The organism is Azospirillum agricola, from assembly GCF_020005195.1.
Taxonomy (GTDB): Bacteria; Pseudomonadota; Alphaproteobacteria; order Azospirillales; family Azospirillaceae; genus Azospirillum; species Azospirillum agricola.
On sequence record NZ_JAIFZR010000005.1, the window covers coordinates 38,556 to 64,037 of the forward strand.

General features: G+C 70.7%; 30 protein-coding genes. 14 read left to right on the forward strand and 16 right to left on the reverse strand.

The features are described 5' to 3' along the window. Nucleotides 1–62: 62 nt before the first annotated feature. A complete protein-coding gene (locus tag JN22_RS14945; RefSeq protein ID WP_085554742.1) occupies nucleotides 63–956 on the reverse strand; it encodes a branched-chain amino acid aminotransferase in 894 nt (297 codons plus the stop codon). Nucleotides 957–1,158: 202 nt separating this feature from the next. Between JN22_RS14945 and JN22_RS14950 the strand changes: the two genes are divergently transcribed. Next, nucleotides 1,159–1,668 carry a MarR family winged helix-turn-helix transcriptional regulator gene (locus JN22_RS14950; protein WP_085554743.1) on the forward strand — a complete coding sequence of 170 codons (510 nt, stop codon included), beginning with the start codon at nucleotides 1,159–1,161 and terminating at the stop codon, nucleotides 1,666–1,668. Between the two features lie 41 nt (nucleotides 1,669–1,709). Here the strand turns inward: JN22_RS14950 and JN22_RS14955 are convergent, their stop codons facing one another. Then, nucleotides 1,710–1,961, reverse strand: coding sequence for a hypothetical protein (locus tag JN22_RS14955; RefSeq protein ID WP_179166165.1), 252 nt, complete (start codon nucleotides 1,959–1,961; stop codon nucleotides 1,710–1,712). Between the two features lie 118 nt (nucleotides 1,962–2,079). Between JN22_RS14955 and JN22_RS14960 the strand changes: the two genes are divergently transcribed. Both JN22_RS14960 and JN22_RS14965 read left to right on the forward strand, forming a co-directional pair. Then, a complete protein-coding gene (locus JN22_RS14960) occupies nucleotides 2,080–2,781 on the forward strand; it encodes a response regulator (protein ID WP_085554744.1) in 702 nt (233 codons plus the stop codon). Further along, a complete protein-coding gene (locus JN22_RS14965) occupies nucleotides 2,778–4,172 on the forward strand; it encodes an ATP-binding protein (RefSeq protein ID WP_085554745.1) in 1,395 nt (464 codons plus the stop codon). The genes JN22_RS14960 and JN22_RS14965 overlap by 4 nt, the downstream gene beginning before the upstream one ends. A gap of 13 nt (nucleotides 4,173–4,185) precedes the next feature. Here JN22_RS14965 and JN22_RS14970 read toward each other — a convergent pair whose 3' ends face one another. The 10 genes from JN22_RS14970 to JN22_RS15015 form a co-directional block, all read right to left on the reverse strand. Next, the gene (locus tag JN22_RS14970) at nucleotides 4,186–4,863 is read right to left on the reverse strand and encodes a class I SAM-dependent methyltransferase (RefSeq protein ID WP_085557169.1); all 678 of its coding nucleotides are present in this window, start codon (nucleotides 4,861–4,863) and stop codon (nucleotides 4,186–4,188) included. A 77-nt stretch (nucleotides 4,864–4,940) separates the two neighbouring features. After that, a complete protein-coding gene (locus tag JN22_RS14975; protein WP_223677740.1) occupies nucleotides 4,941–6,890 on the reverse strand; it encodes a methyl-accepting chemotaxis protein in 1,950 nt (649 codons plus the stop codon). Between the two features lie 235 nt (nucleotides 6,891–7,125). After that, on the reverse strand, nucleotides 7,126–7,461 hold the full coding sequence (locus tag JN22_RS14980) for a tRNA-binding protein (protein ID WP_085554747.1): 336 nt from the start codon (nucleotides 7,459–7,461) through the stop codon (nucleotides 7,126–7,128). 122 nt (nucleotides 7,462–7,583) lie between these two features. After that, complete coding sequence (locus JN22_RS14985) at nucleotides 7,584–8,021, reverse strand: phasin family protein (protein ID WP_085554748.1); 438 nt, start codon at nucleotides 8,019–8,021, stop codon at nucleotides 7,584–7,586. Nucleotides 8,022–8,162: 141 nt separating this feature from the next. After that, complete coding sequence (locus JN22_RS14990) at nucleotides 8,163–8,837, reverse strand: helix-turn-helix domain-containing protein (RefSeq protein ID WP_085554749.1); 675 nt, start codon at nucleotides 8,835–8,837, stop codon at nucleotides 8,163–8,165. A gap of 61 nt (nucleotides 8,838–8,898) precedes the next feature. Continuing rightward, nucleotides 8,899–9,417, reverse strand: a complete 519-nt coding sequence (locus JN22_RS14995; protein WP_085554750.1) for a YbaK/EbsC family protein — start codon at nucleotides 9,415–9,417, stop codon at nucleotides 8,899–8,901. Further along, nucleotides 9,414–10,256 carry a pyrroline-5-carboxylate reductase gene (proC, locus tag JN22_RS15000; protein ID WP_085554751.1) on the reverse strand — a complete coding sequence of 281 codons (843 nt, stop codon included), beginning with the start codon at nucleotides 10,254–10,256 and terminating at the stop codon, nucleotides 9,414–9,416. Before proC ends, JN22_RS14995 begins: the two co-directional genes overlap by 4 nt. A 5-nt stretch (nucleotides 10,257–10,261) precedes the next feature. Beyond that, the gene (locus JN22_RS15005) at nucleotides 10,262–10,765 is read right to left on the reverse strand and encodes a type III secretion system chaperone family protein (RefSeq protein WP_085554752.1); all 504 of its coding nucleotides are present in this window, start codon (nucleotides 10,763–10,765) and stop codon (nucleotides 10,262–10,264) included. Nucleotides 10,766–10,990: 225 nt separating this feature from the next. After that, nucleotides 10,991–11,341, reverse strand: a complete 351-nt coding sequence (locus tag JN22_RS15010) for an accessory factor UbiK family protein (protein WP_085554753.1) — start codon at nucleotides 11,339–11,341, stop codon at nucleotides 10,991–10,993. Between the two features lie 131 nt (nucleotides 11,342–11,472). Then, on the reverse strand, nucleotides 11,473–14,760 hold the full coding sequence (locus JN22_RS15015; protein ID WP_085557170.1) for an AsmA family protein: 3,288 nt from the start codon (nucleotides 14,758–14,760) through the stop codon (nucleotides 11,473–11,475). 277 nt (nucleotides 14,761–15,037) lie between these two features. Here JN22_RS15015 and JN22_RS15020 point away from each other — a divergent pair, with 277 nt between their 5' ends. Together JN22_RS15020 and JN22_RS15025 are read left to right on the forward strand one after the other, a co-directional pair. Further along, nucleotides 15,038–15,220 (forward strand): DUF4169 family protein, encoded by a 183-nt coding sequence (locus tag JN22_RS15020; RefSeq protein ID WP_085554754.1) that lies wholly within the window; start codon nucleotides 15,038–15,040, stop codon nucleotides 15,218–15,220. Nucleotides 15,221–15,420: 200 nt separating this feature from the next. Next, the gene (locus tag JN22_RS15025; protein WP_085554755.1) at nucleotides 15,421–16,227 is read left to right on the forward strand and encodes a DUF2189 domain-containing protein; all 807 of its coding nucleotides are present in this window, start codon (nucleotides 15,421–15,423) and stop codon (nucleotides 16,225–16,227) included. Between the two features lie 97 nt (nucleotides 16,228–16,324). Here the strand turns inward: JN22_RS15025 and JN22_RS15030 are convergent, their stop codons facing one another. Next, entirely contained in the window at nucleotides 16,325–16,510 is a 186-nt protein-coding gene (locus JN22_RS15030; protein ID WP_085554756.1) for a DUF1192 family protein, read from the reverse strand. A 123-nt stretch (nucleotides 16,511–16,633) separates the two neighbouring features. Here JN22_RS15030 and JN22_RS15035 point away from each other — a divergent pair, with 123 nt between their 5' ends. The 6 genes from JN22_RS15035 to JN22_RS15060 all read left to right on the forward strand — a co-directional run bounded on the left by JN22_RS15035 (nucleotide 16,634) and on the right by JN22_RS15060 (nucleotide 20,980). Beyond that, nucleotides 16,634–17,653, forward strand: coding sequence for an NAD(P)H-quinone oxidoreductase (locus JN22_RS15035; protein WP_085554757.1), 1,020 nt, complete (start codon nucleotides 16,634–16,636; stop codon nucleotides 17,651–17,653). Nucleotides 17,654–17,901: 248 nt separating this feature from the next. Then, the gene (locus tag JN22_RS15040) at nucleotides 17,902–18,516 is read left to right on the forward strand and encodes a DUF1013 domain-containing protein (RefSeq protein ID WP_085557171.1); all 615 of its coding nucleotides are present in this window, start codon (nucleotides 17,902–17,904) and stop codon (nucleotides 18,514–18,516) included. A 55-nt stretch (nucleotides 18,517–18,571) separates the two neighbouring features. Continuing rightward, nucleotides 18,572–19,177 (forward strand): UbiX family flavin prenyltransferase, encoded by a 606-nt coding sequence (locus tag JN22_RS15045; RefSeq protein ID WP_085554758.1) that lies wholly within the window; start codon nucleotides 18,572–18,574, stop codon nucleotides 19,175–19,177. A gap of 113 nt (nucleotides 19,178–19,290) precedes the next feature. Further along, nucleotides 19,291–19,968, forward strand: a complete 678-nt coding sequence (locus JN22_RS15050) for a carbonic anhydrase (RefSeq protein ID WP_085554759.1) — start codon at nucleotides 19,291–19,293, stop codon at nucleotides 19,966–19,968. An 85-nt stretch (nucleotides 19,969–20,053) separates the two neighbouring features. Further along, nucleotides 20,054–20,311, forward strand: a complete 258-nt coding sequence (locus tag JN22_RS15055) for a hypothetical protein (RefSeq protein WP_085554760.1) — start codon at nucleotides 20,054–20,056, stop codon at nucleotides 20,309–20,311. A gap of 237 nt (nucleotides 20,312–20,548) precedes the next feature. Next, nucleotides 20,549–20,980 carry a hypothetical protein gene (locus JN22_RS15060; RefSeq protein WP_085554761.1) on the forward strand — a complete coding sequence of 144 codons (432 nt, stop codon included), beginning with the start codon at nucleotides 20,549–20,551 and terminating at the stop codon, nucleotides 20,978–20,980. On the opposite strand, the gene JN22_RS15065 is transcribed toward JN22_RS15060, so the two are convergent. Continuing rightward, nucleotides 20,970–21,434: a TIGR02444 family protein gene (locus tag JN22_RS15065; protein ID WP_085554762.1), complete on the reverse strand. Its 465-nt coding sequence runs from the start codon at nucleotides 21,432–21,434 to the stop codon at nucleotides 20,970–20,972. The genes JN22_RS15060 and JN22_RS15065 overlap by 11 nt on opposite strands. A 5-nt stretch (nucleotides 21,435–21,439) precedes the next feature. Continuing rightward, nucleotides 21,440–22,534, reverse strand: a complete 1,095-nt coding sequence (locus tag JN22_RS15070) for an ATP-dependent 6-phosphofructokinase (protein WP_085554763.1) — start codon at nucleotides 22,532–22,534, stop codon at nucleotides 21,440–21,442. 292 nt (nucleotides 22,535–22,826) lie between these two features. Between JN22_RS15070 and JN22_RS15075 the strand changes: the two genes are divergently transcribed. Next, on the forward strand, nucleotides 22,827–23,027 hold the full coding sequence (locus tag JN22_RS15075) for a YdcH family protein (protein ID WP_085554764.1): 201 nt from the start codon (nucleotides 22,827–22,829) through the stop codon (nucleotides 23,025–23,027). A gap of 173 nt (nucleotides 23,028–23,200) precedes the next feature. Here JN22_RS15075 and JN22_RS15080 read toward each other — a convergent pair whose 3' ends face one another. Continuing rightward, nucleotides 23,201–23,647, reverse strand: coding sequence for a group III truncated hemoglobin (locus JN22_RS15080; protein WP_223677741.1), 447 nt, complete (start codon nucleotides 23,645–23,647; stop codon nucleotides 23,201–23,203). A 263-nt stretch (nucleotides 23,648–23,910) separates the two neighbouring features. Here JN22_RS15080 and purE point away from each other — a divergent pair, with 263 nt between their 5' ends. Both purE and JN22_RS15090 read left to right on the forward strand, forming a co-directional pair. Beyond that, entirely contained in the window at nucleotides 23,911–24,378 is a 468-nt protein-coding gene (gene purE, locus JN22_RS15085; RefSeq protein ID WP_085557173.1) for a 5-(carboxyamino)imidazole ribonucleotide mutase, read from the forward strand. Between the two features lies 1 nt (nucleotide 24,379). Then, complete coding sequence (locus tag JN22_RS15090; RefSeq protein ID WP_085554765.1) at nucleotides 24,380–25,471, forward strand: 5-(carboxyamino)imidazole ribonucleotide synthase; 1,092 nt, start codon at nucleotides 24,380–24,382, stop codon at nucleotides 25,469–25,471. Nucleotides 25,472–25,482 lie beyond the last annotated feature (11 nt).

A 25,482-nucleotide genomic window follows, 5' to 3' on the forward strand; every position in this document is an offset into this window, starting at 1 on the left:
GTGAGCAGGCGCAGCCTGCATCCGTGTTCATCCGTGTCGATCGAACGCTTTCAGCAAACCGCTCACGCGGCCGCCTTGACCCCCGCCCCCCGCACCAACGCGTCGTAGTCCGCGATCAGCGCGGCGCAGACCGGACCCGGCGTGAAGCGGTGCTCGCCGATTTCGCCGACCGGCGTCACCTCGGCCGCCGTGCCCGTCAGGAAGACCTCCTGCGCCTTGGCCAGATCCTCCGGCGGGATGTGGCGCTCCACCACCGTCAGGCCGCGCGCCTTGGCGAGGTCGATCACCGTGCGGCGGGTGATGCCGTCGAGGAAGCAATCGGCGATCGGGGTGTGCAGCGCCCCGTCGATCACCAGGAACAGGTTGGCGCCGGTCGCCTCGGCGAGATAACCGCGATGGTCCAGCATGAGCGCGTCCTGGTAACCCTTCGCCTCGGCGTCGTGCTTCGACAGGGTGCCGATCATGTAGAGGCCGGCGGCCTTCGAGGCGGTGGGGGCGCTGTCGGGGGACGGACGGCGCCACGGCGCCCAGCACAGGCGGATGCCGGCCATCTTCGCCTCCGGGCTGAAATAGCTCGGCCACGGCCACACCGCGATGGCGAGATGGATGCGGCTGTCCTGCGCCGACACCCCCATCACCTCGCTGCCGCGCCACGCCACCGGCCGGACATAGGCGTCGGCAAGGCCCGATGCCTCCACCGTCCGGCGGGTCGCCGCGTCGATCTCGGCCACCGACCAGGGGATCTCGAAACCGAGGATGCGGGCCGACGCCGCCAGCCGCTCGCTGTGCTCGGTCAGCTTGAAGACGTTGCCGTTGTAGACGCGCTCGCCCTCGAACACGCTGCTGGCGTAATGAAGGCCGTGGGTCAGCACATGGATGCGGGCGTCGCGCCACGGCACCAGGGCGCCGTCGAACCAGATGAAGCCGTCGCGGTCGTCGAAAGGCAGAAGGGACATGGTCGATTCCTCGTCGTTTCCGGATCGTCTCCGGCATGGTTTTTCGGTCCGGCGTCCGGGCACGCGCCCCCCTTTGGCAAAAGCCCGACTGCACGTGCGGCAAAGGGTTGCCGCTCATGAGCTTGCTCTTGTGTCCAGGCGCAGGATTGTTTATGTCTGAGTTGCTGACCTATTTATAACGAATCGAACCAACCGCGTCAACATGGCTGACCTAAAAGCAGGCGTGAATCAGCTCTTCCTCCGCGAGGAGGAGCTTCGCACGGGCATGGAGCTGCTGTTCTACGCCTACCGGGAATTCACCGCCGAGCCGGACGAGATCCTGGCCGAGATCGGATTCGGCCGGGCGCACCACCGCGTGATCTATTTCGTCGGGCGCTATCCCAAGATCACCGTGTCGGAGCTGCTGGCGATCCTGAAGATCACCAAGCAGAGCCTGTCGCGCGTGCTGGGCGAACTGGTCCGCCAGGGCTTCATCGACCAGCAGACCGGAGCGCGCGACCGCCGCCAGCGTCTGCTGGAGCTGACCGGCAAGGGCGTGGAGCTGGAGCGGCAATTGTCGGAAACCCAGCGCCAGCGCATCGCGCGCGCCTACCGCATGGCGGGGGCCGAGGCGGTGGAGGGGTTCCGCAAGGTGATGATGGGGATGCTGGACGACGAGGACCGGGCGAAGTTCACTCCCCCCGCACCGGCCCGCCTCGCCACGAAACGCTGACGCGGTCCGCGTCAGTCCGGAACCTCAGTCGGCCCGGAACCTCAGTCGGCGCCCGAATCGCCGCCGACCGCAACGGGCTGGGAGACCGCGGCGGCCGGGGCGCCCGGTTGAACGCCCGCCGGGGCGCCCGTCTTGCCGTCCCCGGCGGGGCGGCGGCGGAAGGTGCCCTTTCGATACACCACATTGTCCGAGGAACCCGGCGCGCACTGCATGATCTTGCCACCCTTCGCCAGGAATTCGCGGGTCATCGCGTCCAGGTCCTGACGGTCGGCGGACCTGTTGTCATCGGCCATTTGATCGCTCCTGTGATCCCAGGGTTCACAGTGTAACACGGAAATGCGTCAAAACCGTCAACGCGCATCGTTGCCGGTCCGCTATACGCCGGATGGGCGACCGCGCTATAGTCGCCCCATGACGGAAGACCAGCCCCACATCCTGGTCGTCGACGACGACACCCGCCTGCGCGAGCTTCTGCGCAAGTATCTGGCCGGCAACGGCTTCATGGTCAGCACGGCGCGCGACGCGGCCGACGCGCGGGCGCAGCTCGGCGGGCTGGCCTTCGACCTGCTGGTGCTCGACATCATGATGCCCGGCGAGTCGGGACTCGAGCTGACCGAATCGCTGCGGCGGACGCGCGACCTGCCGATCCTGCTGCTGACCGCCCGCGACGAGCCGGACGACCGCATCGCCGGGCTGGAGGCCGGGGCCGACGACTATCTCGCCAAGCCCTTCAACCCGCGCGAGCTGCTGCTGCGCATCAACTCTATCCTGCGCCGGCAGGCCGCCCGGCCGCCGGAGCCCGCCGCCACCCCGGCTCCGCCGGTGCGGCTGGGCCCCCTGCTCTACCTGCCCGACCGCGACGAGCTGCGCGCCGGCGACGAGGTCGTCCGCCTGACCACGGCGGAGGCCAGCCTGCTGCGCATCCTCGCCACCTCGCCCGGCGTCACCTTCAGCCGCGAGGAGCTGACCGAGCGCAGCAAGGTCGCCGGCAACGCCCGCACCGTCGACGTCCAGGTCACCCGCCTGCGCCGCAAGATCGAGGCCGACCCGCGCGAGCCGCGCTACCTGCACACCGTGCGGGGCGAAGGGTACGTGCTGAGGCCCGACCCGTGACCGCCGCCGCCGGCCCGGACCGCGCGTCCGGCGCCGCGCCGCGGCGCGACCGCCGGGGCCGCGGCGGCCTGTGGCTGAAGCGCTTCCTGCCGCGCACGCTGTTCGGCCGCTCGCTGCTGATCATCGTCACCCCGGTGATCCTGGCCCAGGCGGTGGCGACCTGGATCTTCTACGACCGGCACTGGGACACGGTGACCAACCGCCTGGCCTTCGCGGTGGCCGGCGACATCGCCACCGTCATCGCCCAGCTTGAGCACGACCCGAGCGAGGAGGGACGCAACTGGGCGCTGGCGACCACCGCCCGCACCACCGACCTGATCGTCACGCTGGAACCCGGCAAGATCCTGCCGGACGAGCGCCCGGCCCTGCGCGGCCTGCTGCAACGCACGCTGGGCAAGGCGATGGACGAGCGCGTCGCCCGCCCCTTCGCGATCAACGCGGAGGTCGCCCATGAATGGTACGAGATCCGCGTCCAGATGGCCGACGGCGTGCTGTCGGTGATGTCGCCGGAACGCCGCCTGTTCACGCCGACCAGCTACATCTTCATCCTGTGGATGGTCGGGTCGGCCATCGTGCTGTTCGCCGTGGCGATCCTGTTCATGCGCAACCAGATCCGCCCGATCAAGCGGCTGGCCGCCGCCGCCGATTCGCTCGGCAAGGGGCGCGACGTCACCAACTTCAAGATGGAGGGCGCCACCGAGGTGCGGCAGGCGGCCTCCGCCTTCCTGCTGATGCGCGAGCGCATCCAGCGCCAGATCACCCAGCGCACCGAGATGCTGGCCGGCGTCAGCCACGATTTGCGCACGCCGCTGACCCGCATGAAGCTGGCGCTCGACATGCTCGGCGCCATGGCGGAGGGCTGCGAGGCCGAGATCGAGGAGCTGATGACCGACGTCGCCGAGATGGAGGCGATGATCGAGGGCTATCTCGCCTTCGCGCGCGGCGAGGGAACGGAGGCGGTGCAGCCGACCGACCTGTCGCGCCTGCTGAACGAGGCGGCGGCGGGAGCCCGGCGCCAGGGGACCGAGGTGTCGCTGTCGGTCGACGGGCCGATCACCCTGCCGTTGCGCCCGAACGCGATGCGGCGCTGCATCGACAACCTGCTGGTGAACGCCGGCCGCCACGCCGGGTCCGCCTGGGTGCGCGCCGCGCAGCGCGGCGGCACGGTGGAGATCATCATCGACGACGACGGCCCCGGCATCCCCGCCGCCATGCGCGAGGACGTGTTCAAGCCCTTCTTCCGCATCGACCGCTCGCGCAACCTCGACACCGGCGGCTCCGGCCTGGGCCTGACCATCGCCCGCGACGTCGCCCGCGGCCATGGCGGCGACATCACGCTCGACGACAGCCCCTATGGCGGGCTGCGGGCGCTCGTCCGTCTGCCATTGTGACGGGCCTCCCGGCTCAGGCCGGACGGACGCCGGTGTAGACCACGAAGCTCCAGCTCTTGTAGACGCAGTCGACCTCGACGAAGCCGGCCTCGCCCAGCCAGCGGAGCTGGTCGGCGAGCGGCGCCATGCGGTCGAAGGCCTGGCGGCGGCGGGCGGCGGCGAAGTCGGCCTCGTTGACGCCGCCGGCATGAACCTGACGGACCCAGGTGGCGTCGTACCGCGCGTCGAGCGCCGGGGTCGGCCCCTGCGCCTGGTCGGCGTTGACGAAGCGACCGCCCGGCGCCAGCGCCGCGAAGGCGCGGCCGAACAGCGCCCGCTTGGCCGGATGCTCCAGATGATGGATGGAGAGCGCCGACACCACCGCGTCGTACGGCCCGCCAAGGTCGCCGGCTCCGTAATCGGCCACCCGGAAGGCGACGTCGCCGTCGCCGGCGAAACGCTGGCGGGCGACGGACAGCATGTCCTCCGCGACGTCGAGCAAGGTCAGGCCCGCCGCCGGGAAGCGCTGCCGGATCGCGGCGGCGAGCAGCCCGGTTCCCGCGCCGAGATCGAGGATCCGCAGCGGCCGTCCGTCCGGCTCGCCCAGCAGATCGACGGCGGTGCCGTAGAAATCGTCAAAACAGGGAATCAGCACGCGCCGGACGCCGTCATAGCGTTCGGCGGCGCTGTTGAAGGAGTCGCGGATGCTCACATTGCCCTCCCCGATGTCCACGGTCCGGCCGGATCGTCTCCGCCGGTTCGCCTTCGCCGGGTCGGGGCGCCCCGTTCTCAGGCGACGATCCGGCGGTCCCTCATGCCGCGCTCGAAGCGGTCGAACCGGCCGTCGAACGCGGTCTGGTCGATCGCCTCCATGCGGAAGCGCACCCGCAGCACGTCCTCCTCGCGGTAGGATTCGACGAAGGGCAAGGGGATGCCCAGCTCGTCGAACAGCAGCGTCCCGCGCGGCCCCAGCCCTTCGGCCCCCGCAAGCGCCGCGCCATGGCGCGAGATGTCGAGAAGCCGCACCGTCACGCGGGCTCCCCCCTCCCCCTCGACCGTGCAGGGCGCCTCGACACGGTAGCGCGGCAGATGGCGGCGGTCCACGTCCTCGGTCGCGGTGCGCACGGCGCGGACCAGCACATGCATCAGCTCGTCGATGCTGTGGGCGACGCCGGACGCGCCGGCCCGCAGCTCGGCCGCGTGCTCCCCGGTGGTCGCCGCCTCGCGCGAGACCTCGTGGATGCGCAGCGACACGTCGGTGGCGGCGGTGGCGGTCTGGTTGACGTTGCGGGAGATTTCCTGGGTGGCCGCCGCCTGTTCCTCCACCGCCGCCGCCACGGTGCCGGAGATCGAATCGATCTCGCCGATGGTGTGGCTGATGGCGCGGACCTCGGCGACGCTCTGCGCGGTGACCGACTGGATCTCCGCGATCAGGCGGGAGATTTCCTCGGTCGAGCGCGCGGTCTGGTTGGCGAGGTTCTTCACCTCGTTGGCGACGACCGCGAAGCCCTTGCCGGCCTCGCCGGCGCGGGCCGCCTCGATGGTGGCGTTGAGCGCCAGCAGGTTGGTCTGCGCGGCGATGCCCTGGATCAGCCCGGCGACGTCGCCGATCCGCCCGACCGCCGAGGACAGCGACTCGATGGTGCCTTCCGTGCGCCGCCCGGCCTCGACGGCGGAGCGGGTGACGATGGCCGCCTGCTCCACCTGCGAGCCGATCTCGCCGATCGAGGCGGCAAGCTGTTCGGCGGCGGACGCCACCGCCTGGGCGTTGCTCAGCGCCTGCTCGGCGGCGGCGGCGACGTTCTGGGCGTTGGCGCCGACCAGCCCCGCCGACACCGCCATCCCCTCGGCGTTCTGGTCCATCGCCTGGGTGCGCGCGGCCACCAGCTCGACCGCCTCGCGGCTCTCATGCTCGACCGTGTCGGCCATGCTCTGGAGCGCGCGGCGCTTCTGCGCCTCGCCCTCGATGCGCTGGCTCTCCTGGTCGGCGCGCAGCCGCTCGGCCTCGGCCATGCCGTTGCGGAAGACCACGACCGAGCGCGCCATCACGCCGATCTCGTCGCGCCGCTCCGTGCCGGCGATGGGGGTGGCGAGGTCGCCGGCCGACAGCCCGTCCATCGCGCGGGTCAACTGGCCCACCGGCCGCAGCAGCCGGCGCAGCACCAGATAGCCGGGAATTGCCAGCACCAGCGCGCAGATCACCACCAGCAGGGCGGCGAAGCGCATGCTGTCGTTGAAGGTGGCGAAGACCAGGCTCTTCTGGATGCCGACATAGAGAATGCCGATGGTCTTGCCGCCGCGATCCTTGATCGGGTCGTAGGCGGCGTAATACTCCTCGCCGAGGATGGTCACCATGCCGCGGTAGCCGGTGCCCCGGCCGAGCACGGAATCATAGGCCGGGCCGGGCGCCAGAACCGTGCCGACCGCGCGCGAGCCGTCCGGCTTCAGCACGTTGGTGGCGACCCGCCGGTCGCCCTGGAAGATGGTGGCGGTGCCGCCGGTGATCCGCTTGATGCGGTCGACGATGGCGTTGTTGTCGTTCAGCGTCGTGCCGCCGAGCTTCAGCACCCCGTCGGCGAGGGTGAAGTCCTGGCCGCCTTCCTGAAGGGCGCTCCAGGCGATGTCCATGCTGAGACGCTGCATGTCGACCGCCTGCCGCTCCAGGTCGCGGGCGATGACCTGGGCGATGGCGAACAGGATGGCGGTGCTGAGGAACAGCATGCCCGCGAGGTTCAGCACCGAGACTTTCGTCGAAATGGACAGCCCGCCGATAAACGCCCTCATCCCCGCGCTCCCGCAACCATCGATTTACAAGGTCCGGGGAGGGCTCATAGCATGGAGAACCCTTCGGAAAAAATTCTGGATTTTGATAAAATCCAGGACAAATTCCGAGCATCTCGCCGATGGCTTTGAAAAGACTGATGTCTTCGCGACGTCTGCTTCGTTTTGCCGCTGGCGCCGCGCGGCCGGGCGCTCAGTAAAGCTGGCCGCCGTTCGGCACGGTCCGCTCCGGGCCGACCAGGACCACCGCCCCCTCCGCGTCCGGCACGCCGAGGCACAGGACCTCGCTGGTGAAGGGGCCGATCCGCTTGGGCGGGAAATTGACCACGGCCAGGATCTGGCGGCCGACCAGCGCGTCGGGCGCGTAATGGGTCGTGATCTGCGCCGAGCTGCGCTTGGTGCCGATGGCGCCGCCGAAATCGACGGTCAGCTTGTAGGCCGGCTTGCGCGCTTCGGGAAAGGGATCGACCGCGATAATCGTGCCGACCCGGATGTCCAGCTTCGCGAAATCGTCGTAACCGATGGTCATGATCGCCTGCCCGCCCCGATTGATGCCGGGTGGCACGGTAGCGCGAAAGCCTCCGCCCCGAAACGCGAAAAGGGCCGCCCGGCGGGCGGCCCTTCCACGGCGATCCGCGCGCGACCGTCGCCTTACTTGGCGGCGGTCTTGGCGATCAGGGCCTTGACCTCTTCCAGGCTCTCCGACACGCGCTTGGACAGCACGTCGGCGGCCTCGGTGTTCGACTTGGCGACCAGCTCCGACAGCTCGCGGACATTGGCCAGCGACTTCTCGAAGGCGACCTTCACCAGTTCGGCCTGCTTGGCGGCCTTCTCCTCCGGCGAACCGGCGGCGATGACCTCGTTCACGTAGCCGCTGGTCTCCTCCAGCGAGGAACGGACGATCTCGGCCTGACGGCGCAGCACGGCCTGGAAGCCCTCGATGGCGAGCTGGTTGGCGGCGGTGATCGCCTCGATGTTCTTGCGCTGGCTGGCAAGGATCGAGTCGACGTCGACACCCGGCACCTTGAAATCGGCCAGGGTCTTGGACAGGTCGAATTCGAGGAAGGGGTTACCGCTCAACTTGGCCATGTTTCTCATCCCCGCTTTGGCGTTCGGCATGCTGCGACGCAACATTTCTGGGAGCCGACTATGCAGAGTGCCAAAAAGTTAGTCAACGAGCTTTTGCGCCGCAACATAACCCTTCGGCATGGCGCATCCGGCCATCCATCCTTAACTGTTTGGAGCGGCGGCAGGTTCCGCTGAGCGGGATGATGTCCCGGTCCAGCGGCAGATTGTCGCGGCACAGCCCTCCGCCCGCCGCAACCCGGCGTCGAGCGCGGCCATGGTGCGCGACAGGTCGGCGCTGTCGTCGTCGAGAAACACCCGCACCACCCGCAGATCCACAACCCCGAGCCCGGCGACCAGCGCGCCGCCGCCGCGCCGGTCGGGGTCGATCCCGGCCGCGCGCAGCATCCAGGCCATCGACCGCCCGAAGGCGCAGCTGAAGGCAAGCGCGGTCATCGGTTCTCCCGGCAGGTCGCGCGCCACCGCGCGCAACCCCTCGCGGAACGGCAGCAGGGCGTCGAAGCGGCGCATCATCACGTCGAACAGCCGGTCGCGCGCATTTTCGGTCGAATCCGGTGGAGCATCGGCGGCCAGCACCGCGGCGTCGGCCACCCGCGACACGGCGGCCAGCAGGTCGGCCCGCCCACGGTAGCGGTGATGGAAGCGGGACAGCGGCACCCCGGCCGCGCGCGCCACCTCCAGCAACCCGACGCGGCTCCAGCCCTTCTCGACGGCCAGCCGCATCGCCGCGGCCGCGACCGACCGGTCGAGCGCGCCGTCGCCGGCTTCGCCGCCTTGCCCATCCTGGTTGAACGGAGCGCTGTTGGACGTGTCTGACATCGCACCCACCCTCGCGGTTGATCGCCACCTTCCAACAAGGTGGGGCGCGGCGGGCGGTTCGTCACCCTTTGCGGACGCTCTCCACCCGGCCGCCGGTCATCGAGACCAGATCGGCGGGGGTCAGGCGGAACACCGCGTTGGGCGTGCCGGCGGCGGCCCAGATCACGTCGAGCGCCATCAGGTCGGCATCGATCAGCACCAGGGGCGGCACCGCGTGGCCGATCGGCGGGACGCCGCCGATGGCGTAGCCGGTGGAGTCGCGGACGAAGTCGGGATCGGCCCGCTCGATCTTCTCGCCGATCAGCCGGCCGACCGCCTTCTCGTCGACCCGGTTGGCGCCGCTGGCGACGACCAGCACCGGCCGGCCGCTGTCCTTGGCGCGGAAGATCAGGGATTTGGCGATCTGCGCCACGGCGCAGCCGACGGCGGCGGCGGCGTCCTCCGAGGTGCGGGTGCTGCCCTCATGCTCGACCACGCGATGGCCGAGTCCGGCGGCGTCCAGCAGATCCTGGACACGGCGGGCGGACGGGCTGAGATCGCCCGCCCCCGCCCCCGCCTCCTCGTCGGGGCTCCTCGTCAACCGGCCAGTTCCTTCGACCGCCGGCTGGCGGCGGCGACGGCGGCGGTCATCACCGGCTGGAGCCCGTCCCCGGCCATCAGCACGTCGAGCGCCGCCTGGGTGGTGCCGTTCGGGCTGGTCACCGCCTTGCGCAGATCGGCGGCGCTCTGCGGCGAACGGCTGAGCAGTTCGCCCGCGCCCGACACGGTGGCTCGGGCCAGCGTCATCGCCAGATCGGCCGGCAGCCCGCTCGCCTCGCCGGCCTTGGCCATCGCCTCGACCAGCAGGAAGACGTAGGCCGGGCCGCTGCCCGACACCGCCGTGACCGGATCGAGCAGCGCCTCGTCCTCGACCCAGGCGACGTCGCCGACGGCGCGCAGCAGCGAGTCGCACAGCGCGGTCTGGGCGGCGGTGGCCCGCGCGTTCGGCACCGCCACCGTCATGCCGCGCCCGATGGCGGCCGGCGTGTTGGGCATGGAGCGGACGACGGCCGCCTCCCCGCCCAGCGCCGATTCGAAATAGGCGATGGTCTTGCCGGCGGCGACCGAGAGGAAGACCGTCGCGGGACGGGCCAACGCGCGGTAGGCGGGCAGCGCCGCGTCCATCACCTGCGGCTTGACCGCCAGCACGACGACGTCGGGGACGAAGCCGGCCGGCAGAGCCTCCGGCCCGGTCGCGGCGGACACCGCCGGGTTGCCGGCCAGCGACTCCGGCAGGCCGGCCGTGTCGACCACCACGACGCGCGAGGCGACGCCGGAGGCGAGCCAGCCGTCCAGCATGGCGCCGCCCATCTTGCCGCAGCCGACCAGCAGCAGGCTGGCGCCGCTTCCGGAAACACCCCCGTTCCCTGCCCCGGCCATCGCGCTCACGCCTCGCCCATGGTGTCGAGGATGGCGGCGGACACCGCCTCCTGCGCCGACTTGCCGCCCCAGATCACGAACTGGAAGGCGGGGTAGAAGCGCTCGCACTCCGACAGGGCGATCTCCACCAGATCCTCGAGCTGCTCGACAGCGGCGCCGCGGGCACCGCGCAGCAGCATGGTCTGGCGGAACATCGGCGTGTGCTCCTCCGAGCAGACGTCGAAATGGCCCAGCCACATGCGGCCGTTGACCTCGGCCAGCAGCTCGGCGACGGCGGTGCGGCGGGGGGCCTGCACCTTCATGTCGAACTGGCAGGAGAACTGCATCGCGCTGACGTCGGGCTGCCAGACGAAGTAAAGGCGGTAGTCGCACCAGCGCCCGCCGATCTCGACGACCAGCTCATCCTCGCTGGCGCGCTCGAACGGCCATTCGTTGGCGGTGACGATCTCCTCGACGACGTCGAGCGGGTTGTGGGCGGATGCGGTGGTTTCGACGGCGACAGCCGACATGTTCAGCGTCCTCCTGTGAAGGCGCGGCGGGCGGTACCGTATACCCGGAAAGACCGACTACCGGAACCGGGCCCCGAGATGGTGGGGTGACTGGCCCAGGGGACACAACTCCTGGAACGGTGCCAAAGCCTTCGGGCCTTCGCAACCGATTTCAGGTGAGACCGCGATGACGGTTTTGTGGCCGGAACTCGTTTGGCCGGAGCGCGTGGCCGGACCGGGCACCGTTCAGGCGGTGGTTCCGGCCGACGCGCCCGGATCCTCGATCACGGCCGGGGCGCCCGCGGGCGGCACCACGGCCGGAGCGTGGGCGACCGGCACGGCCGCCATCAGCGAGGCGACGGTGGCCTCGAGCGTGGCGAGCCGTTCGGCCATCGCCTCCTGCTCCGCGCGGGCCTTGGCGGCCATGGCGCGGACGGCCTCATGCTCCTCGCGGCCGACCACGTCCATGCGCGACAGCACGCGTTCGAGCTGGGCGCGCAGTTGGCCCTCGGCCTCCTCGCGCAAGGACGAAAAGGCGCCGAGCGCGCCGCCCGCGACACGGGCCAGATCGTCCAGAATTTTGTTGTCCACCTGCATCGCTCAAACTTCCCGTTACCGTTTGTACATTATGGCGGCCGGACCGGCCGACTTCAACGCCCTTGGCCGTTTTCCTCCGCACCGCAGCGCGCAGCCGTGCCATGCGGCGCCCCGCAAGCGGCCCGGCGGCTCTAGGGTTTGGCGGCGCGGGCGAAATGCTCCTGAACCGCCTGCATGTCCAGGCTCTGGGTCGGCGCCGCCGCCGGGCCGACGACCCGCAGGGTCAGCGGCGGCAGCGGCGGTGTCGCCTTCACCTTCACGGTCAGTCCGAAATCCACCCGCTCCTCCGGCAGCGACCACTGGCCGCTCAGCAGCCCCTCCCCCGCCGCCGACGACAGGCGAGTGTCCTCGGTGCGGACGATCCCGTGATCGATGACGAAGCGGCCATCGAGCCGGTCGATGCGGGTTTCGCCGCCTTGCAGGCTGCCGGCGACGGCGCCCAGCACCTCCTGCGGGCGGTCGATGCGGGCAAGCCGGTCGCGCAGGGCCGCGAGATCCAGGCCACGCAGCGTCCCGCCGGCGGCGGCGACGCGCCCGCGCCCGGCCAGCCCGTGCAGCAGCGTCGCGCGATCCGTCCCGCTGCTGGTCAGCGTCAGGCTGAGATCGACGGTGCCGCCGGCCAGCGCCATGCCGCTGCCCGCCGCGACCTCCGACAGCGCCGCCTTGACCACGGTGACGTCGGCCTCGACCGACGGCGCGCGTCCGGCCGTCTCGACGACGCGGCCGCTCAGGCCGATCTGCCCGCCCAGCCATTCGCCGTCGAGCTGCTCGAGCGTCAGGATTCCGCCGGTCAGCCCGGCGCGCAGGGCCGGCTGGTCGATGCGCAGGCCGCCGGCCGTCAGCGACGTCGCGGTCAGCGCCAGCCGCCCGTCGAGGCTGCGCAGCCAGGAGGTTCCCCCGCTTCCGCCAACCGGCGCCGCCAGCGCGACGGAGGCGCCGCCCTGCGCCGGGGGCGGCCCCGACCCCGGCTCGCCACCCGCCGGATCAGCCGCCAGGGGAGCGGCGAGCAGCCGGTCGATGTCGAGATCGCCGGTCTGGATCTCCGCGTCCAGACGCGGGCGCGCCTCGCCCAGGACGGCGGAGAGCTTGCCGCGCAGCGCCGTCCCGGCGACGATGCCCTGGAGGTTGCCCAGGGTCGGCGCCTGGGCCGTCCCGCCCAGCTCGCCGTAGAGGTCGAGCGGGCCGTAGGCGCGCACCAGCGGGCGGTCGGCGAACAGCGCGGCGATCCGGCCGAGTTCGGGATAGCTCACCCGCAGCTTGACGTCGGCGGCCGGCGTCTTGTCGAGCGCCAGAAGGGCGCCGCCGGCCTCCAGCGTGCCGCCGGCCATGCCGGCGGTCAGCTCCAGCGCCAGCCGGCCGGCGTCGCCGGCCAGCCGCGCCTTGGCGGTGACCGCGCCCAGCCGCTCCGGCACCGGCACGCCGGCCGGCCAGGGAAAGGCGCTCGGCAGCCCTCCGAGGTTGGCGGCGTCGGCCGACAGGGCGATGTTCACCCCGCGCAGCGGCGACAGCCCGGCGATCTGGCCGTCGATCCGCCCCTTCAGCCCGACGAGGTCGTCGACCCGCGCCTCGCGGATGGTCAGCGCCCCGCCGGCGGCGGTGGCGTCGAGATGGATGCCCTGCACCGGCAGCCCGTGCAGCGTGAGCTGCCCGATGGTGAGGTCGAGATTCGCGTCGGCCATGCCGAGCAGCCGTTGCGGCGTCAGCGTCGCCCGCGCGGCGGACAGGGTCGCGGCCGACGCCGCCGTCGGGCCGGCGGCCGGCCCCGGACCGGGCGCGGCGGCGGTGGCTGGAGCGGTGGCTGGGGCGGGATCCGCCGACGGCAGATAGGCGTCGAGGTTGAGCCGGTCGAGTTCCAGGCGTGCCCCGAAGGCCGGGCGTCCGCGGTCGACGTAGGCGATGGCTCCCGACAGACGGCTGCTGTCCACCCGCAGATCCAGCCCGGACAGCTCGAATCGGTCGGCGTGCCCCTGGATGCGCCCGGCGATCGAGGCGCGCCGCAGCCGGCCGGCGGCGACGCCCTGCACGTCCAGCCTCATCCAGTCGAGCAGCGCCCGCAGATTGTCGGCGTTGGCCTCCATCCGGAGATCGACGGTCGGCTGCCCGCCGGGCGTCGTCACCTCGCCGGCCGCCACGACGTCGGACCCGCCGGGCAACAGGGCGCTGATGCGGTCGATGTTCAACCGCCCGTTGCCCAGGCTGGCCTCCAGCCGCCCCTGGCGCACGACGCCGCCGTTGTAGGTCAGCCCGTCGACCGCCAGATCGAGCTTCCCCTCGACCCCGGCCGGAAGGGCGAAGGCCGGCAGAATCGGGGACGGGGCCGCCGTCGGGGTGGAGCTTCCAGCGCGGCCGTTCCCGCTGGACGGCGCGGCGGCCGGCGCACCGCGCGCCGCGCCGGTGCCGGACGCCTTCGCCAGCCAGGAATCGAGATCCAGCCGGTTGACCACCAGCGTCAGCTCGGTGCGCGCCGGATCGCCCGCCCGCAGCGTCGCCGTGCCGGTGGCGCGGGTGTCGCCGAGCTGCGCCTCCACATTGGTGAAGGTGGCGAGGCTGGTCCCCGCCTCCACGGCCGCGCGCAGGCTGAAGGGCTGGGCCAGCGCCGTCGGCGCCTTGGCATCGAACAGCTTGGCGAGGTCGCCGCCCTCGGCCCGCAGATCGCCCTGGGCGCGCAGCGCGCCGCTGCCGTTCGGGTTGCCGCTGCCGCCGGACAGGATGCCGGCGAAGCGCAGCGTGGAATCGGTGCCGGGCAGCGACAGCGCGGCGCGCACCGGCACGGCGGCGCCGTCGGTGAAGCGGCCGGCGGTGCCCTCGCCGTGCAGCGGGAGGCCGCGCAGGCGGAAGTCGCCCTGGAACTGGAAGGGGCCGGCCAGGCTGCCGGCGACGATCCGGGCGCTCACCGCCTCCAGCGTCTCCACCCGGCCGGAACGGTCGTCGCGGTACAGGATGGTGCCGCCCTCGACCGACACGCGGTCGAAGCTGACCGCCGACGCCAGGCCGTCGGCCGACGGCAGCGAGGAGGAGCCGGCCGCCGGGCCGCCGGACAGGTCCCAGTTGACGCGGCCGTCCTTCAGCACCTCGACGACGAAGGTCGGCTCGACCAGGGTGATGCTCTCGACCTGGATGCGGCCGGTCAGCAGCGGGCCGAGCGCCACCCGCGCGTCCAGCTTCTTCAGCCGCGCCATGTCGGGTTCGGCGGCGCCGGGCGGGTTGGCGAGCCGGGCGTCGCGCACGGTCAGCGCCGGCGAAGGCAGCAGCGTCAGGCCGATGTCGCCGCGCAGTTCGACCTTGCGGCCGGTCGCCGCCGACACCCGTTCGGCGATGGCTCCCTTGTAGGCGTTCCAGTCGATCAGGTTCGGCGCCACCAGAACGGCACCGGCCAGCGCCGCCAGTCCGGCCAGTGCAGCGATCACAATCTTCTTCACCGCGTGTCCGCCTTCCCTGCGGCCGGCCGTGCCGCCGGCCATGCCCCGTCATCCATCGAACCGGCCCCGAACCGGCCCGCCTGCCGAACACAGCGCCGGGCCGGGCCCGGCCTTCTCCCCCGAACCGCCCTTCGCTAAGCTAGCGCCCGCAGAGAAAACAAGCAATTTGGGCGATCCCACGGCCAAATGACGGCCTGTCCGAAATTTTCCCCACCCCGGCGCTTCCGCCGACGCCAGAATGCCCCCTTCCCCCCGCACCGCAGACGGAGACCGAGCCATGGGCGACGTCGTCAACCTCAACCGCTTCCGCAAGACCCGCGCGCGCGCCGAGCGCGCCAAGGAGGCCGACGCGAATCGGATCCGATTCGGCCGCACCAAGACCGAGAAGGAACGCGACCGCAAGGAAGCCGAGCGCTCCACTCAGACTTTGGATGGAAAGAAGCTTGACGATCCGGCATAGGCGATTCCGCAGCGGCTTCCGGTGAAGCCTCCACCAAAGGCGATGAAAAACCAAGTTACGCAGTCGGAATAACCTCCATTTTTCTGTGACTATTCGCAGAACCAACAATTCGTCATTGCGACAGTCGTCCGGCTCGTGTGAGGATCGACCCGTGAGCGCCATGGGGCGCACCGTCTGGCATTCGGGGGAGGACCGGCATCATGGTCGACATGACGTCGTTTCGCGGTTCGTCGCAGCCCACACAATCCGCCGCCTATCTGCCGCCCATCCGCGCGGTCGGCACCGACCGGCCCTGGCTGTGGCTGTCCGCCGCATGGCGCGACATGATGGCCGCCCCCTTCATCAGCTTCGGCTACGGGGCGCTGGCGGTGGTTTCCAGCTTCCTCGTCGTCGCCGGGCTGTCGATGCTGGACATGGCCTATCTGATCCTGCCGATGGCCGCCGGCTTCATGCTGCTCGGGCCGCTCTTCGCGGTCGGCCTCTATGAGACCAGCCGGCTGCTGGAGCTGGGCGAGCGGCCGACGTTCGGCAAGCTGCTCGCCGCCTACCAGCGCAACGGGATGCAGATCGCCGGGATCGGGCTGGTGCTGATGCTGGCGCTGCTGGCCTGGATCCGCGTCGCCTTCCTGATCTTCGCGCTGTTCTTCTCCGCCTCGCCGCCGGCCTTCGACCAGCTGGTCGACCGCATCTTCTTCTCGGCCGAGACGATCCCGTTCCTGCTGATCGGCACCATCGTCGGCGCGGTCATCGCCGCCGGCGTCTTCTCGATCGCCGTGGTCTCGATCCCGCTGCTGCTCGACCGCGACACCGACGTGTTCACCGCGATGGCGACCAGCGCCGCCGTGGTGCGCGAGAACATCCGGCCGATGATCGGCTGGGCCTTCCTGGTGGCGCTGTTCACCTCGGCCGGGATGGTCACCGGCTTCCTCGGCATGGCGCTGGCCTTCCCGCTGATCGGCCACGCCTCCTGGCACTGTTACCGCGATCTGGTCGGCCAGGCCCGTTAGCCCCCGGCGCCGGCCCCAAGGGAAAGCCCCTTCCTCCGGGTGGAGGAAGGGGCTTTTTCATGCTCGGCCCATCCCTGTCAGGGCTTGCGGAAGCCTGTCAGGACTTGCGGAAGAAAGCCTCGGCGGCGTTCTTCTGGGCCTGCTTGGCGGCGATGGCGGCGCGGGCGCGGGCGATCTCCGCCTCCAGCCCGGCGATGTAGTCGTTCAGTTCGGCCACGCCGAGGACGCTCAGGTCCTTCGGCGCCGGCTTGGCCGCGCGCGGCTCGAGATCCTCGAAGCTCATGGACGCCCTCCCTCAATCCCGTGATCGGGCCTTGCTTGTGATCGGGTCTTGGCCGGCGCCGCTTGTCAGCCCGGCGCCCCGACTCTACCTTTCCCATCCAACGAGTCAAACGGGGGAAACAGCATGGGCCTCTCCTTGCCCGACAGCATGCGCTGCGTCGAGATCGCCAAACCGGGAGGGCCGGAGGTTCTGCGCCCGACCCGCCGCCCCGCCCCCGTTCCCGGTCCGGGCGAGCTGCTGGTCGAGGTCGCGGCGGCCGGCGTCAACCGCCCGGACACGCTGCAACGCCAGGGCCGCTACGACCCGCCGGCCGGCGCCTCCGACCTGCCGGGGCTGGAGCTGTCCGGCACCGTCATCGCCATCGGCGAGGGCGTCACCGGCTGGGCCAGCGGCGACCGGCTGTGCGCGCTGGTGGCCGGCGGCGGCTACGCCGAATACTGCACGGTCCCGGCGGTGCAGGCGCTGCCGGTGCCGGCACCTCTGTCGATGATCGAGGCGGCGGCGGTGCCCGAGACCTTCTTCACCGTCTGGACCAACGTGTTCGAGCGCGGCGCGCTGAAGCCCGGCGAGACGCTGCTGGTGCATGGCGGGTCGAGCGGCATCGGCACCACGGCGATCCAGCTCGCCAAGGCGTTCGGCGCCACCGTCTTCACCACCGCCGGCAGCGCCGACAAGTGCCGGGCCTGCGAGGAACTCGGCGCCGACCGCGCCATCGACTACAAGACCGAGGATTTCGTCGCGGTCATCCGCGAGGCGACCGGGGGGCGGGGCGTCGACGTGGTGCTCGACATGGTGGGCGGCGACTACATCGCCCGCGACGTCGAGATCATGGCCCCCGACGGCCGCCACGTCTCCATCGCCTTCCTGCAAGGACCGAAGGTCTCGCTGAACATGGCGCCGGTCATGATGAAGCGGCTGACCCTGACCGGCTCGACCCTGCGCGCCCGCCCGGTGGCGGAGAAGGGCCGCATCGCCGCGGCGCTGCGCGAAACGGTCTGGCCCCTGCTGGAGGCCGGCGGGGTCAAGCCGCTGATCCACGCCACCTTCCCGCTGGAGCAGGCCGCCGAGGCGCACCGGCTGATGGAAAGCAGCGCCCACATCGGCAAGATCGTGCTGACCGTCGGCCCCGACGCCGCCTCCTGACCGAAGGAAAACGCATCTTTCTCGCCATTCCCGTGCGGTCGGGCTTGCCTTGACCGCACGGGACGGGTTAGCAGAGACGCGTGGGCGACCGGGTTTTCCCGGTGAGCCTGCGTCAGCATGCTTATTTGACCCGGCTTTCGTCCCTATATCCAGGGGCGGAACCGGAAGAATTTCCGCCCAGAGATGAAAAACCGGCAGCGCCACCCGCCAGCGGGCGCGGCCGGGCCCGAGAGTTGTCAGGAGGGATGATGGCACTGCCCTTGATGCCGAAAGCGACAGCCGTCTGGCTGGTCGAGAACACGTCCTTGTCCTTCGAGCAGATCGCAGCCTTCTGCGGGATGCATTCGCTGGAAGTCCAGGCCATCGCCGACGGCGAGGTGGCGGTCGGCATGGTCGGGCTCGATCCCGTGGCCAACGGCCAGCTCACCAAGGCCGAGATCGAGCGCTGCGAGAAGAACGAGGCCCTGCGCCTGAAGCTTCTGGTGGTCGATCTGCCGCAGGTGGCCGCGCGCTCCAAGGGTCCGCGCTACACCCCGATCACCAAGCGCGGCGACAAGCCCGACGCCATCGCCTGGCTGCTGAAGCACCACCCGGAACTGTCGGACGCGCAGACCTGCCGGCTGATCGGCACCACCAAGCCGACCATCGCCGCGGTGCGCGACCGCACCCACTGGAACGCCGCCAACATCAAGCCGCGCAACCCGGTCATGCTCGGCCTCTGCTCGCAGCGCGAGCTGGAGGAGGCGCTGGCCCTGGCGATCCGCCGTGGCGGCACCCCGCTGCCCCCGCAGGATCCGGACGAGGACGGCTACGGCAGCGAGCGGGACGACGAGTCCTACTCCGAGCAGGAAGACGCGCATTGATCTCGCACCGGGCCTTCCCCCTTGCCGGCGGGAAGGCCCGCGGGACATCCCACCCATGACCTCCCCCTCCCCCGCGCCCTCCCGTCTCGTCGTCGGCATCAGCGGGGCGTCCGGCGTCGTGCTGGGCATCCGCATGCTGACCACCCTGCGCCGCATCGGCGTCGAATCGCATCTGGTGGTCAGCCGCTCGGCCGAGGTGACGCTGGCGCACGAGACCGACCTGAAGGTCTCGGATTTGCGGGCGCTGGCCGACGTCAACTACGCCGCCGCCGACATCGGCGCCGCCATCGCCAGCGGCAGCTTCCGCACCCTGGGCATGGTGGTCGCCCCCTGCTCCGTCCGGACGATGAGCGAGATCGCCAGCGGCGTGACCTCCACCCTGCTGACCCGCGCCGCCGACGTGGCGCTGAAGGAGCGGCGGCGGCTGGTGCTGATGGTGCGGGAGACCCCGCTGCATCTCGGGCACCTGCGCACCATGACCGCGCTGGCCGAAATGGGGGCCGTCATCGCCCCGCCGGTCCCCGCCTTCTACGCCAAGCCGCAAAGCATCGACGACCTGATCGACCATTCGGTCGGCCGCGTCCTGGACCTGTTCGGGCTGGACGCCGGCAACCTGCGACGCTGGGGCGAGCCGTCGCCGAAGCCGGCCACGGAAGGTTGAGGGCTCTTTTCGCCGCGCCGCAACGGGGACTTGGACTGCAAGAGCAATGCCGCTATACCCCAATGGAGCGGGGCCGGCATCGCGCCGGCCGGCAGGACGAGGGACAACCGGCGATGCCTGACAGCCAACAGAGTCAACCCATCCGTCAGCTTCTGGCCGGCATCAAGGGGTTCCGCGCCCGCTATTACGAACGACGTCCCGACAGCATGCGGCAATTGGTCACGGAAGGGCAGCACCCCGAGATCCTGATGATCGGCTGCTCCGACAGCCGGGTCGATCCGGCGCTGCTGACCCAGGCCGAACCGGGCGAACTGTTCGTCGTCCGCAACGTCGCCAACCTCGTGCCGCCCTACCAGCCCGACGGCAGCTACCACGGCACCTCGGCGGCCATCGAATACGCGGTCCGCTCGCTGGGCGTCTCGCACGTCATCGTGCTGGGCCACGCCCAGTGCGGCGGCATCCAGGGGCTGATCCGCCTGCGCACCGGCCAGACGACCGACGACGATTTCGTGTCGCCCTGGGTGTCGATCGCCGGCTCGGCGCTCGACCCCTACCTCGGCGGGACCGGGAACGAGGCCAGCAAGGCGGACGCCGAGCGGCTCCAGCAGAATCCCGGCGTCATCGAGCGCGCGGCCATCCGCACCTCGGTCGACAACCTGATGACCTTCCCCTTCGTCCGCGAACGGGTGGAGGCCGGCACGCTGAGCCTGCACGGCTGGTGGTTCGACCTGGAAAGCGGCGAGCTGTGGGCGACCGAAGGCAAAAGCAGGGTCTTCCTGCCGGTCGAATGAACCCGCGAAGGGAATGGAGGGCGGCCTTTCGCTGTTGAGGGGGGATGGATCAACCCATCAATCCCCCAACAGGAAAGGCATCACCATGAAATCCGCCCTCCGCCTCGCCATTCTGGTGGCCGCCCCGCTGGCGCTGGCCGCCTGCAACCAGTCCGGCAACGACCGTGGCCTGTTCGGCAGCAGCGGCGGTGGCGGCCTGTTCGGTTCGGGCGACTCCGACGCGCGCTACGCCCGCAACGGCCGCTGCGACGATCCGCGCTACAACACGTCCAACGGCGGCCGCGCCGAGGCGGGCACCGACGATTACGACTGCTCGCGCCACGGCGACGGGGTCAAGCGCTGACAAGGATACGGCATCGGGCCGGCCCCCTCCGGCCCGATGCCGCATTCCGACCGCAAATCCCGACATTTGGTTTCACAAAGTAACCTTTGTTGTCTTGCGTGATTGTCGAGGCGGATGCTTAAAACGGTCATGCCTTGCCTTTGCCGGAGCGGATTAAGGTCCGCATCCGGAATAGCCCTGGATTGTGCCGTGACCGACGCCTTGATATCCCCCGCTTCGTCCAACCAGGAGCGGGCCATGACACGCCTTTCGAGCCGACCGCCGCGCCGTCCGTCCGGCCGCCTCATCCGGCTCCTTCCGGTTGCCGCCGCGCTGCTCGCCGGCGTTCCCTTCACCGATTCGACCGCGCTGGCGAACGAAGGGGCCAAACCCGGCGGCGGCTGCCCTTGGGCACAGGACGTGTCGCTGGAGGTCAACGGCAAGACGCTGACGCTCAACCAGGCGGTGTTCGCCACCGCCGGCGCCGAGCCGGTCGTCATCGAGCCCTACCAGATCTATCCCCTGGTCGATCAGCTCAAGCTGCGGATCGTCGGCCCCAAGGGACGGGAATGGGAAGCCTCGCTCACCCGTCTGGTCAGCGGCAAGCGGTGCAGCGCCTTCTACGTCGGCAAGGCCTTCCTGGTGTCCGACGTCGAGCGCGATCCGAACACGCTCATTCTCAACCGCTGAAGCCGCCTCCGCCGGCCAGCGCCGCGACCAGCGCGGCCAGAGCCGGGTCGCCGCCCGGCACCAGCAGCGCCATGTTCGCCGCCGCCAGGGCCACGCCGCCGCCAGGGCACGGCGACAGCCCGCCGGCCGCGAACAGCCGGTCCTGCTGGATGCGTTCGGCCTCCAGCTCCACCGCCTTCATCCGGGTGTACAGCCCGTCGTCCTCGGCCTTCACCCGGCGGCGCACGGCGCGCAACGGCCGGACCACCTCCCGCCGCCAGTCCGCCACGGCGGCGTCGATCCGCTCCAGCGTGGCCGGCGACAGGGCCGCCGCGCAGTCCATCCCCGCCCAGGCGGCGAACAGCAGCAGGTTGACGTCGACGCCGCGCCCGTCCTGGAGCGCCAGACAGGCGGCGGGCACCCCCGGCCGCCCGTAGACGGCCAGGGAGAAGGCCCAGAACGGGTTGGCGGCCATCCGCCTCAGTCGCCGAAGCTGATGCTGAGACCGCGCGCCGTCTTGACCAGCGCGCTGTCCAGCTCGACGCAGGAATACTGGGCGATGGCGTCGGTGATCGGCACGTCGATCACGCCGCGGTTCGACCAGGCGACCATGCGGTCGAACTTGCCCTCGGCGATCAGGTCGACGGCGTGGACGCCGAAGGCCGAGGCGACCAGACGGTCGCGCGGGCTGGGCATGCTGCCGCGTTGGACATGGCCCAGCACGGTGACGCGGGTCTCGGCCCCGGTCGCGTCGGCGATCTTCTCGCCGATGTAGTCGCCGATGCCGCCATAGCGCTTCTCACCGCCCTGGAGCACCTTCTTGACGCCGGTGCCCTCCAGCGTCTTGACCGCCTCCGACACCACCACCAGGGCGAAGTTGCGGCCGGTGGAGCGCACCTCCTGGATCTTCTCGGCGATGCGTTCGATCGAATAGGCGATCTCCGGGATCAGGATCACGTCGGCCCCGCCGGCGATGCCGGCGGCCAGCGCGATGTGGCCGGCGTCGCGGCCCATCACCTCCAGCACCATGACGCGCTGGTGGCTGGCGGCGGTCGGCTGGAGACGGTCGAGCGCCTCGACCGCCACGGCGACGGCGGTGTCGTAGCCGACCGAGACCTCGGTCATGCCGAGGTCGTTGTCGATGGTCTTCGGCACGCCGACCATCGGGAAGCCGCCCTTCTGGGCCAGCTTGTGGAGGATGGCGAAGCTGCCGTCGCCGCCGATGCCGATCAGCGCGTCGAGGCCAAGCTCGCGGTAGCCGCCGATGATCTCGTCGGAGCGGTCCTTCAGCGTCCCGTCGCTCATCGGGTAGGCGAAGGGATCGCCCCGGTTGGTGGTGCCGAGGATGGTGCCGCCCTGGCGCATCATGGTGCCGTCGACGTTGCCGAGGTCGAGCGTCTGGTACTGGACCGGACGCTGCAACAGGCCCTGCGTCCCCTCCTTGATGCCGAGAACCTGCCAGCCGTAACCCGCCGCGCGGTGGACCGCGGCGCGGATGACCGCGTTCAGGCCGGCGCAGTCGCCGCCGCTGGTGAGGATGCCGATGCGCTTGCCGGCTTTGATGGGGGCGTTCATTGAGGGTTTCCGTCCCGTTTCGACTGTTTGTTGCGGTGGGCGCCCATGTTACCGGAACAGGCGTTTCCCGCAATCGCCGAAGGGGAAAAGTCCCGTCCGGATTCCCGGACCGCCACCGAACCATAACCTGCGGGAGAGGCTTAGGTTTCGCGCTGCCGCTTTTCCGGAAATCTGATATAGTCCCGCCCGCTTGAGCAAGGGGCACCCCGTGACGCCGCCACGGCGGGCGCGGGTCAGGAACAGACGAAGACGCAAAAGTTTCAAGAGCAACCGGCCACTCGCAACGGGCGCAATGAACGAGCAAGAGATCCTGAAGGAAAAGCTGGCCACCCTGCGCAGCGAACACCGTGATCTGGACGACGTCATCGCCCGGCTGGTCGAGCGCGCGCCCTACGACCAGCTCCAGATGCAACGCCTGAAGAAGCGCAAGCTGATGTTGAAGGATCAGATCATGCTGCTGGAAAGCCGTCTGCTTCCCGACATCATCGCCTGACGGCGGCGGACCATCCCCGATCCTTTCGCGATTGCCCGGTCACTTCCTCACTCCCGTTCCCGGTCATGACCGGGCTTGTCCCGGTCGTCCGCGGGCAACCGTCGAGTCACGGCTTGCGGCCGCGGGTGCCCGGCTCAAGGCCGGGCATGATCAACGAAGGACGAGCGGAACCCTCAGGCCTCCGGCTTCTTCGGCACGGTGAAGAACTGGATTCCCATCTGGAAGCTGCGGGCGATGTTCTCCGCCTTGCCGATCAGGAAGGCGGCGCCCTCGCCGGGGAACAGCTCGTTGGCGGTCTCGCGGAACAGGCCGAGCCAGCGCTCGAAATGCTGCGGCTCCAGACCGAGCTGGATGTGGACCGGCATCGGCCGGCCGTCGTAGCGCTGGGTCAGCAGGGCGATCGAGGACCAGAAATCCATCATCTTGCGCAGATGCGGCTCCCAGTCGGTGATGGCGCGGCCGAAGATCGGCCCCAGCACCTCGTCCGTCATGATCTTGCCATAGAAGGTCCGCACCAGCGTCTCGATGGACGCCTCGTCGATGCCCACGGACGCCATGCGCTCCTCGGCCATGGCGGTGCGGATGTCGCGGCGGTTCTCGGCGTCGGTGGCGTCGGTCATGGGGTGCGGTCCGGTTGAGTGCGATGATCAGGACATATGGGCACGCAGCATACGGGGAGCCATGCGGCGGCGAAAGGTCCGGGATGTCGCAGCGGCGCGCTCGGTTTTCGCCGCGTCCCCGGCCCGGCGCGCGCCGATGCGCTGGACTCCGGCCCGACTCCTCCTATAATCCGCCGCTTTCCGGCTCTTGAGGAAAGCGCGCCGCCGTGTCCGCCGAATCCCAGAACAGCACCCCGAACGGTTCGCCGCTGGTCGGCATCATCATGGGCAGCCAGTCCGACTGGACCACCATGAAGCACGCCGCCGACACCCTGACGGCGCTCGGAATTCCCCACGAGGTCCGCATCGTCTCGGCCCACCGCACGCCCGCCCGGCTGGTGGAGTACGCCACCACCGCGAAGGCGCGCGGGCTGAAGGTGGTGATCGCCGGGGCCGGCGGCGCCGCCCACCTGCCCGGCATGGCCGCGTCGATGACGCCGCTGCCGGTCTTCGGCGTCCCGGTCGAGAGCCACGCGCTGAAGGGCATGGACAGCCTGCTGTCGATCGTCCAGATGCCGGGCGGCGTGCCGGTCGGCACGCTGGCCATCGGCAAGGCCGGCGCCATCAACGCCGCGCTGCTGGCCGGCTCGGTCATCGCCCTGATGGATCCGGCGGTCGCCTACGCGCTCGACGTCTGGCGCGCCCGCCAGACCGCCGCCGTGGCCGAGGCCCCGGTGGACGAGACCGCCTGAGATGTCCGCTTCCCTTCCGCCCCGCCTCGCCCCCGGCGCCACCATCGGCATGCTCGGCGCCGGTCAGCTCGGCCGCATGACGGCGCTGGCCGCCGCCCGGCTCGGCTACCGGACCCATGTCTACGCGCCCGACGCCGCCGGAAGCCCCTGCGCCCAGGTCTCGGCCGCCGCGACCATCGCCGGCTGGGACGATCTGGCGGCGCTGGAGCGCTTTGCCCGCTCGGTCGACGCGGTGACTTTGGAATGGGAGAATGTCCCGGTCGCCACCGTCGAGCATCTGCGCCGCTTCACCAGCGTCAATCCGGGACCGAACCTGCTGTCGGTGGCGCAGGACCGCGTCAAGGAGAAGTCCTTCGTCAACGCCCTCGGCATCGCCACCGCCCCGTGGCGCGCGGCGGGGAGCGCCGACGACGTCGCCCGCGCGGTGGCGGAGATCGGGCCGCGCTGCGTCCTGAAATCGACCCGGCTCGGCTATGACGGCAAGGGGCAGGCGCGCATCGGCGAAGGGACCGACCCGGCCGAGGCCTGGGCCGCCATCGGCGCCGTCGACGGCATCGTCGAGGGCTTCGTCACCTTCGCCTGCGAGGTCTCGGTGATCGTCGCGCGCGGCGGCGACGGCGCCATGGTCGCCTATCCGGCGGTGGAGAACCGCCACAAGGACGGCATCCTCGACGTCACCCTCGCCCCGGCCCGCGTCGCGCCGGAGACGGCGGCCGAGGCCGAGCGGGTCGCCCGCCGCATCGCCGAGGCGCTCGATCTGGTCGGCGTGCTGGCGGTGGAGATGTTCGTCACCGCCGACGGCGCCGTGCTGGTCAACGAGATGGCGCCGCGCCCGCACAATTCCGGCCACTGGACGATGGACGCCTGCGCCGCCTCGCAGTTCGAGCAGCTCGTCCGCGCCGTCTGCGGCCTGCCGCTGGGCTCGGTCGAGCGGGTGGCCGACGCCGAGATGACCAACCTGATCGGCGAGGACGCCCTTCGCTGGCCGGAGCTGATGGCCGAGCCGGGCGCCCGCCTGCACCTCTACGGCAAGGCGGAAGCCCGCCCCGGCCGCAAGATGGGACACGTCACCCGCCTGCTGCCCCGGACCTGACCCAGCGGACG

Bases quoted from the DNA above. Each gene is read 5' to 3' on its own strand.
- JN22_RS14945 (WP_085554742.1), bottom strand. From the start codon at position 956: ATGTCCCTTCTGCCTTTCGACGACCGCGACGGCTTCATCTGGTTCGAC.
- JN22_RS14950 (WP_085554743.1), top strand. From the start codon at position 1,159: ATGGCTGACCTAAAAGCAGGCGTGAATCAGCTCTTCCTCCGCGAGGAG.
- JN22_RS14955 (WP_179166165.1), bottom strand. From the start codon at position 1,961: ATGGCCGATGACAACAGGTCCGCCGACCGTCAGGACCTGGACGCGATG.
- JN22_RS14960 (WP_085554744.1), top strand. From the start codon at position 2,080: ATGACGGAAGACCAGCCCCACATCCTGGTCGTCGACGACGACACCCGC.
- JN22_RS14980 (WP_085554747.1), bottom strand. From the start codon at position 7,461: ATGACCATCGGTTACGACGATTTCGCGAAGCTGGACATCCGGGTCGGC.
- JN22_RS14985 (WP_085554748.1), bottom strand. From the start codon at position 8,021: ATGGCCAAGTTGAGCGGTAACCCCTTCCTCGAATTCGACCTGTCCAAG.
- JN22_RS14990 (WP_085554749.1), bottom strand. From the start codon at position 8,837: ATGTCAGACACGTCCAACAGCGCTCCGTTCAACCAGGATGGGCAAGGC.
- proC (WP_085554751.1), bottom strand. From the start codon at position 10,256: ATGGCCGGGGCAGGGAACGGGGGTGTTTCCGGAAGCGGCGCCAGCCTG.
- JN22_RS15005 (WP_085554752.1), bottom strand. From the start codon at position 10,765: ATGTCGGCTGTCGCCGTCGAAACCACCGCATCCGCCCACAACCCGCTC.
- JN22_RS15010 (WP_085554753.1), bottom strand. From the start codon at position 11,341: ATGCAGGTGGACAACAAAATTCTGGACGATCTGGCCCGTGTCGCGGGC.
- JN22_RS15020 (WP_085554754.1), top strand. From the start codon at position 15,038: ATGGGCGACGTCGTCAACCTCAACCGCTTCCGCAAGACCCGCGCGCGC.
- JN22_RS15025 (WP_085554755.1), top strand. From the start codon at position 15,421: ATGGTCGACATGACGTCGTTTCGCGGTTCGTCGCAGCCCACACAATCC.
- JN22_RS15030 (WP_085554756.1), bottom strand. From the start codon at position 16,510: ATGAGCTTCGAGGATCTCGAGCCGCGCGCGGCCAAGCCGGCGCCGAAG.
- JN22_RS15035 (WP_085554757.1), top strand. From the start codon at position 16,634: ATGGGCCTCTCCTTGCCCGACAGCATGCGCTGCGTCGAGATCGCCAAA.
- JN22_RS15040 (WP_085557171.1), top strand. From the start codon at position 17,902: ATGGCACTGCCCTTGATGCCGAAAGCGACAGCCGTCTGGCTGGTCGAG.
- JN22_RS15045 (WP_085554758.1), top strand. From the start codon at position 18,572: ATGACCTCCCCCTCCCCCGCGCCCTCCCGTCTCGTCGTCGGCATCAGC.
- JN22_RS15050 (WP_085554759.1), top strand. From the start codon at position 19,291: ATGCCTGACAGCCAACAGAGTCAACCCATCCGTCAGCTTCTGGCCGGC.
- JN22_RS15055 (WP_085554760.1), top strand. From the start codon at position 20,054: ATGAAATCCGCCCTCCGCCTCGCCATTCTGGTGGCCGCCCCGCTGGCG.
- JN22_RS15060 (WP_085554761.1), top strand. From the start codon at position 20,549: ATGACACGCCTTTCGAGCCGACCGCCGCGCCGTCCGTCCGGCCGCCTC.
- JN22_RS15065 (WP_085554762.1), bottom strand. From the start codon at position 21,434: ATGGCCGCCAACCCGTTCTGGGCCTTCTCCCTGGCCGTCTACGGGCGG.
- JN22_RS15070 (WP_085554763.1), bottom strand. From the start codon at position 22,534: ATGAACGCCCCCATCAAAGCCGGCAAGCGCATCGGCATCCTCACCAGC.
- JN22_RS15075 (WP_085554764.1), top strand. From the start codon at position 22,827: ATGAACGAGCAAGAGATCCTGAAGGAAAAGCTGGCCACCCTGCGCAGC.
- JN22_RS15080 (WP_223677741.1), bottom strand. From the start codon at position 23,647: ATGACCGACGCCACCGACGCCGAGAACCGCCGCGACATCCGCACCGCC.
- purE (WP_085557173.1), top strand. From the start codon at position 23,911: ATGGGCAGCCAGTCCGACTGGACCACCATGAAGCACGCCGCCGACACC.
- JN22_RS15090 (WP_085554765.1), top strand. From the start codon at position 24,380: ATGTCCGCTTCCCTTCCGCCCCGCCTCGCCCCCGGCGCCACCATCGGC.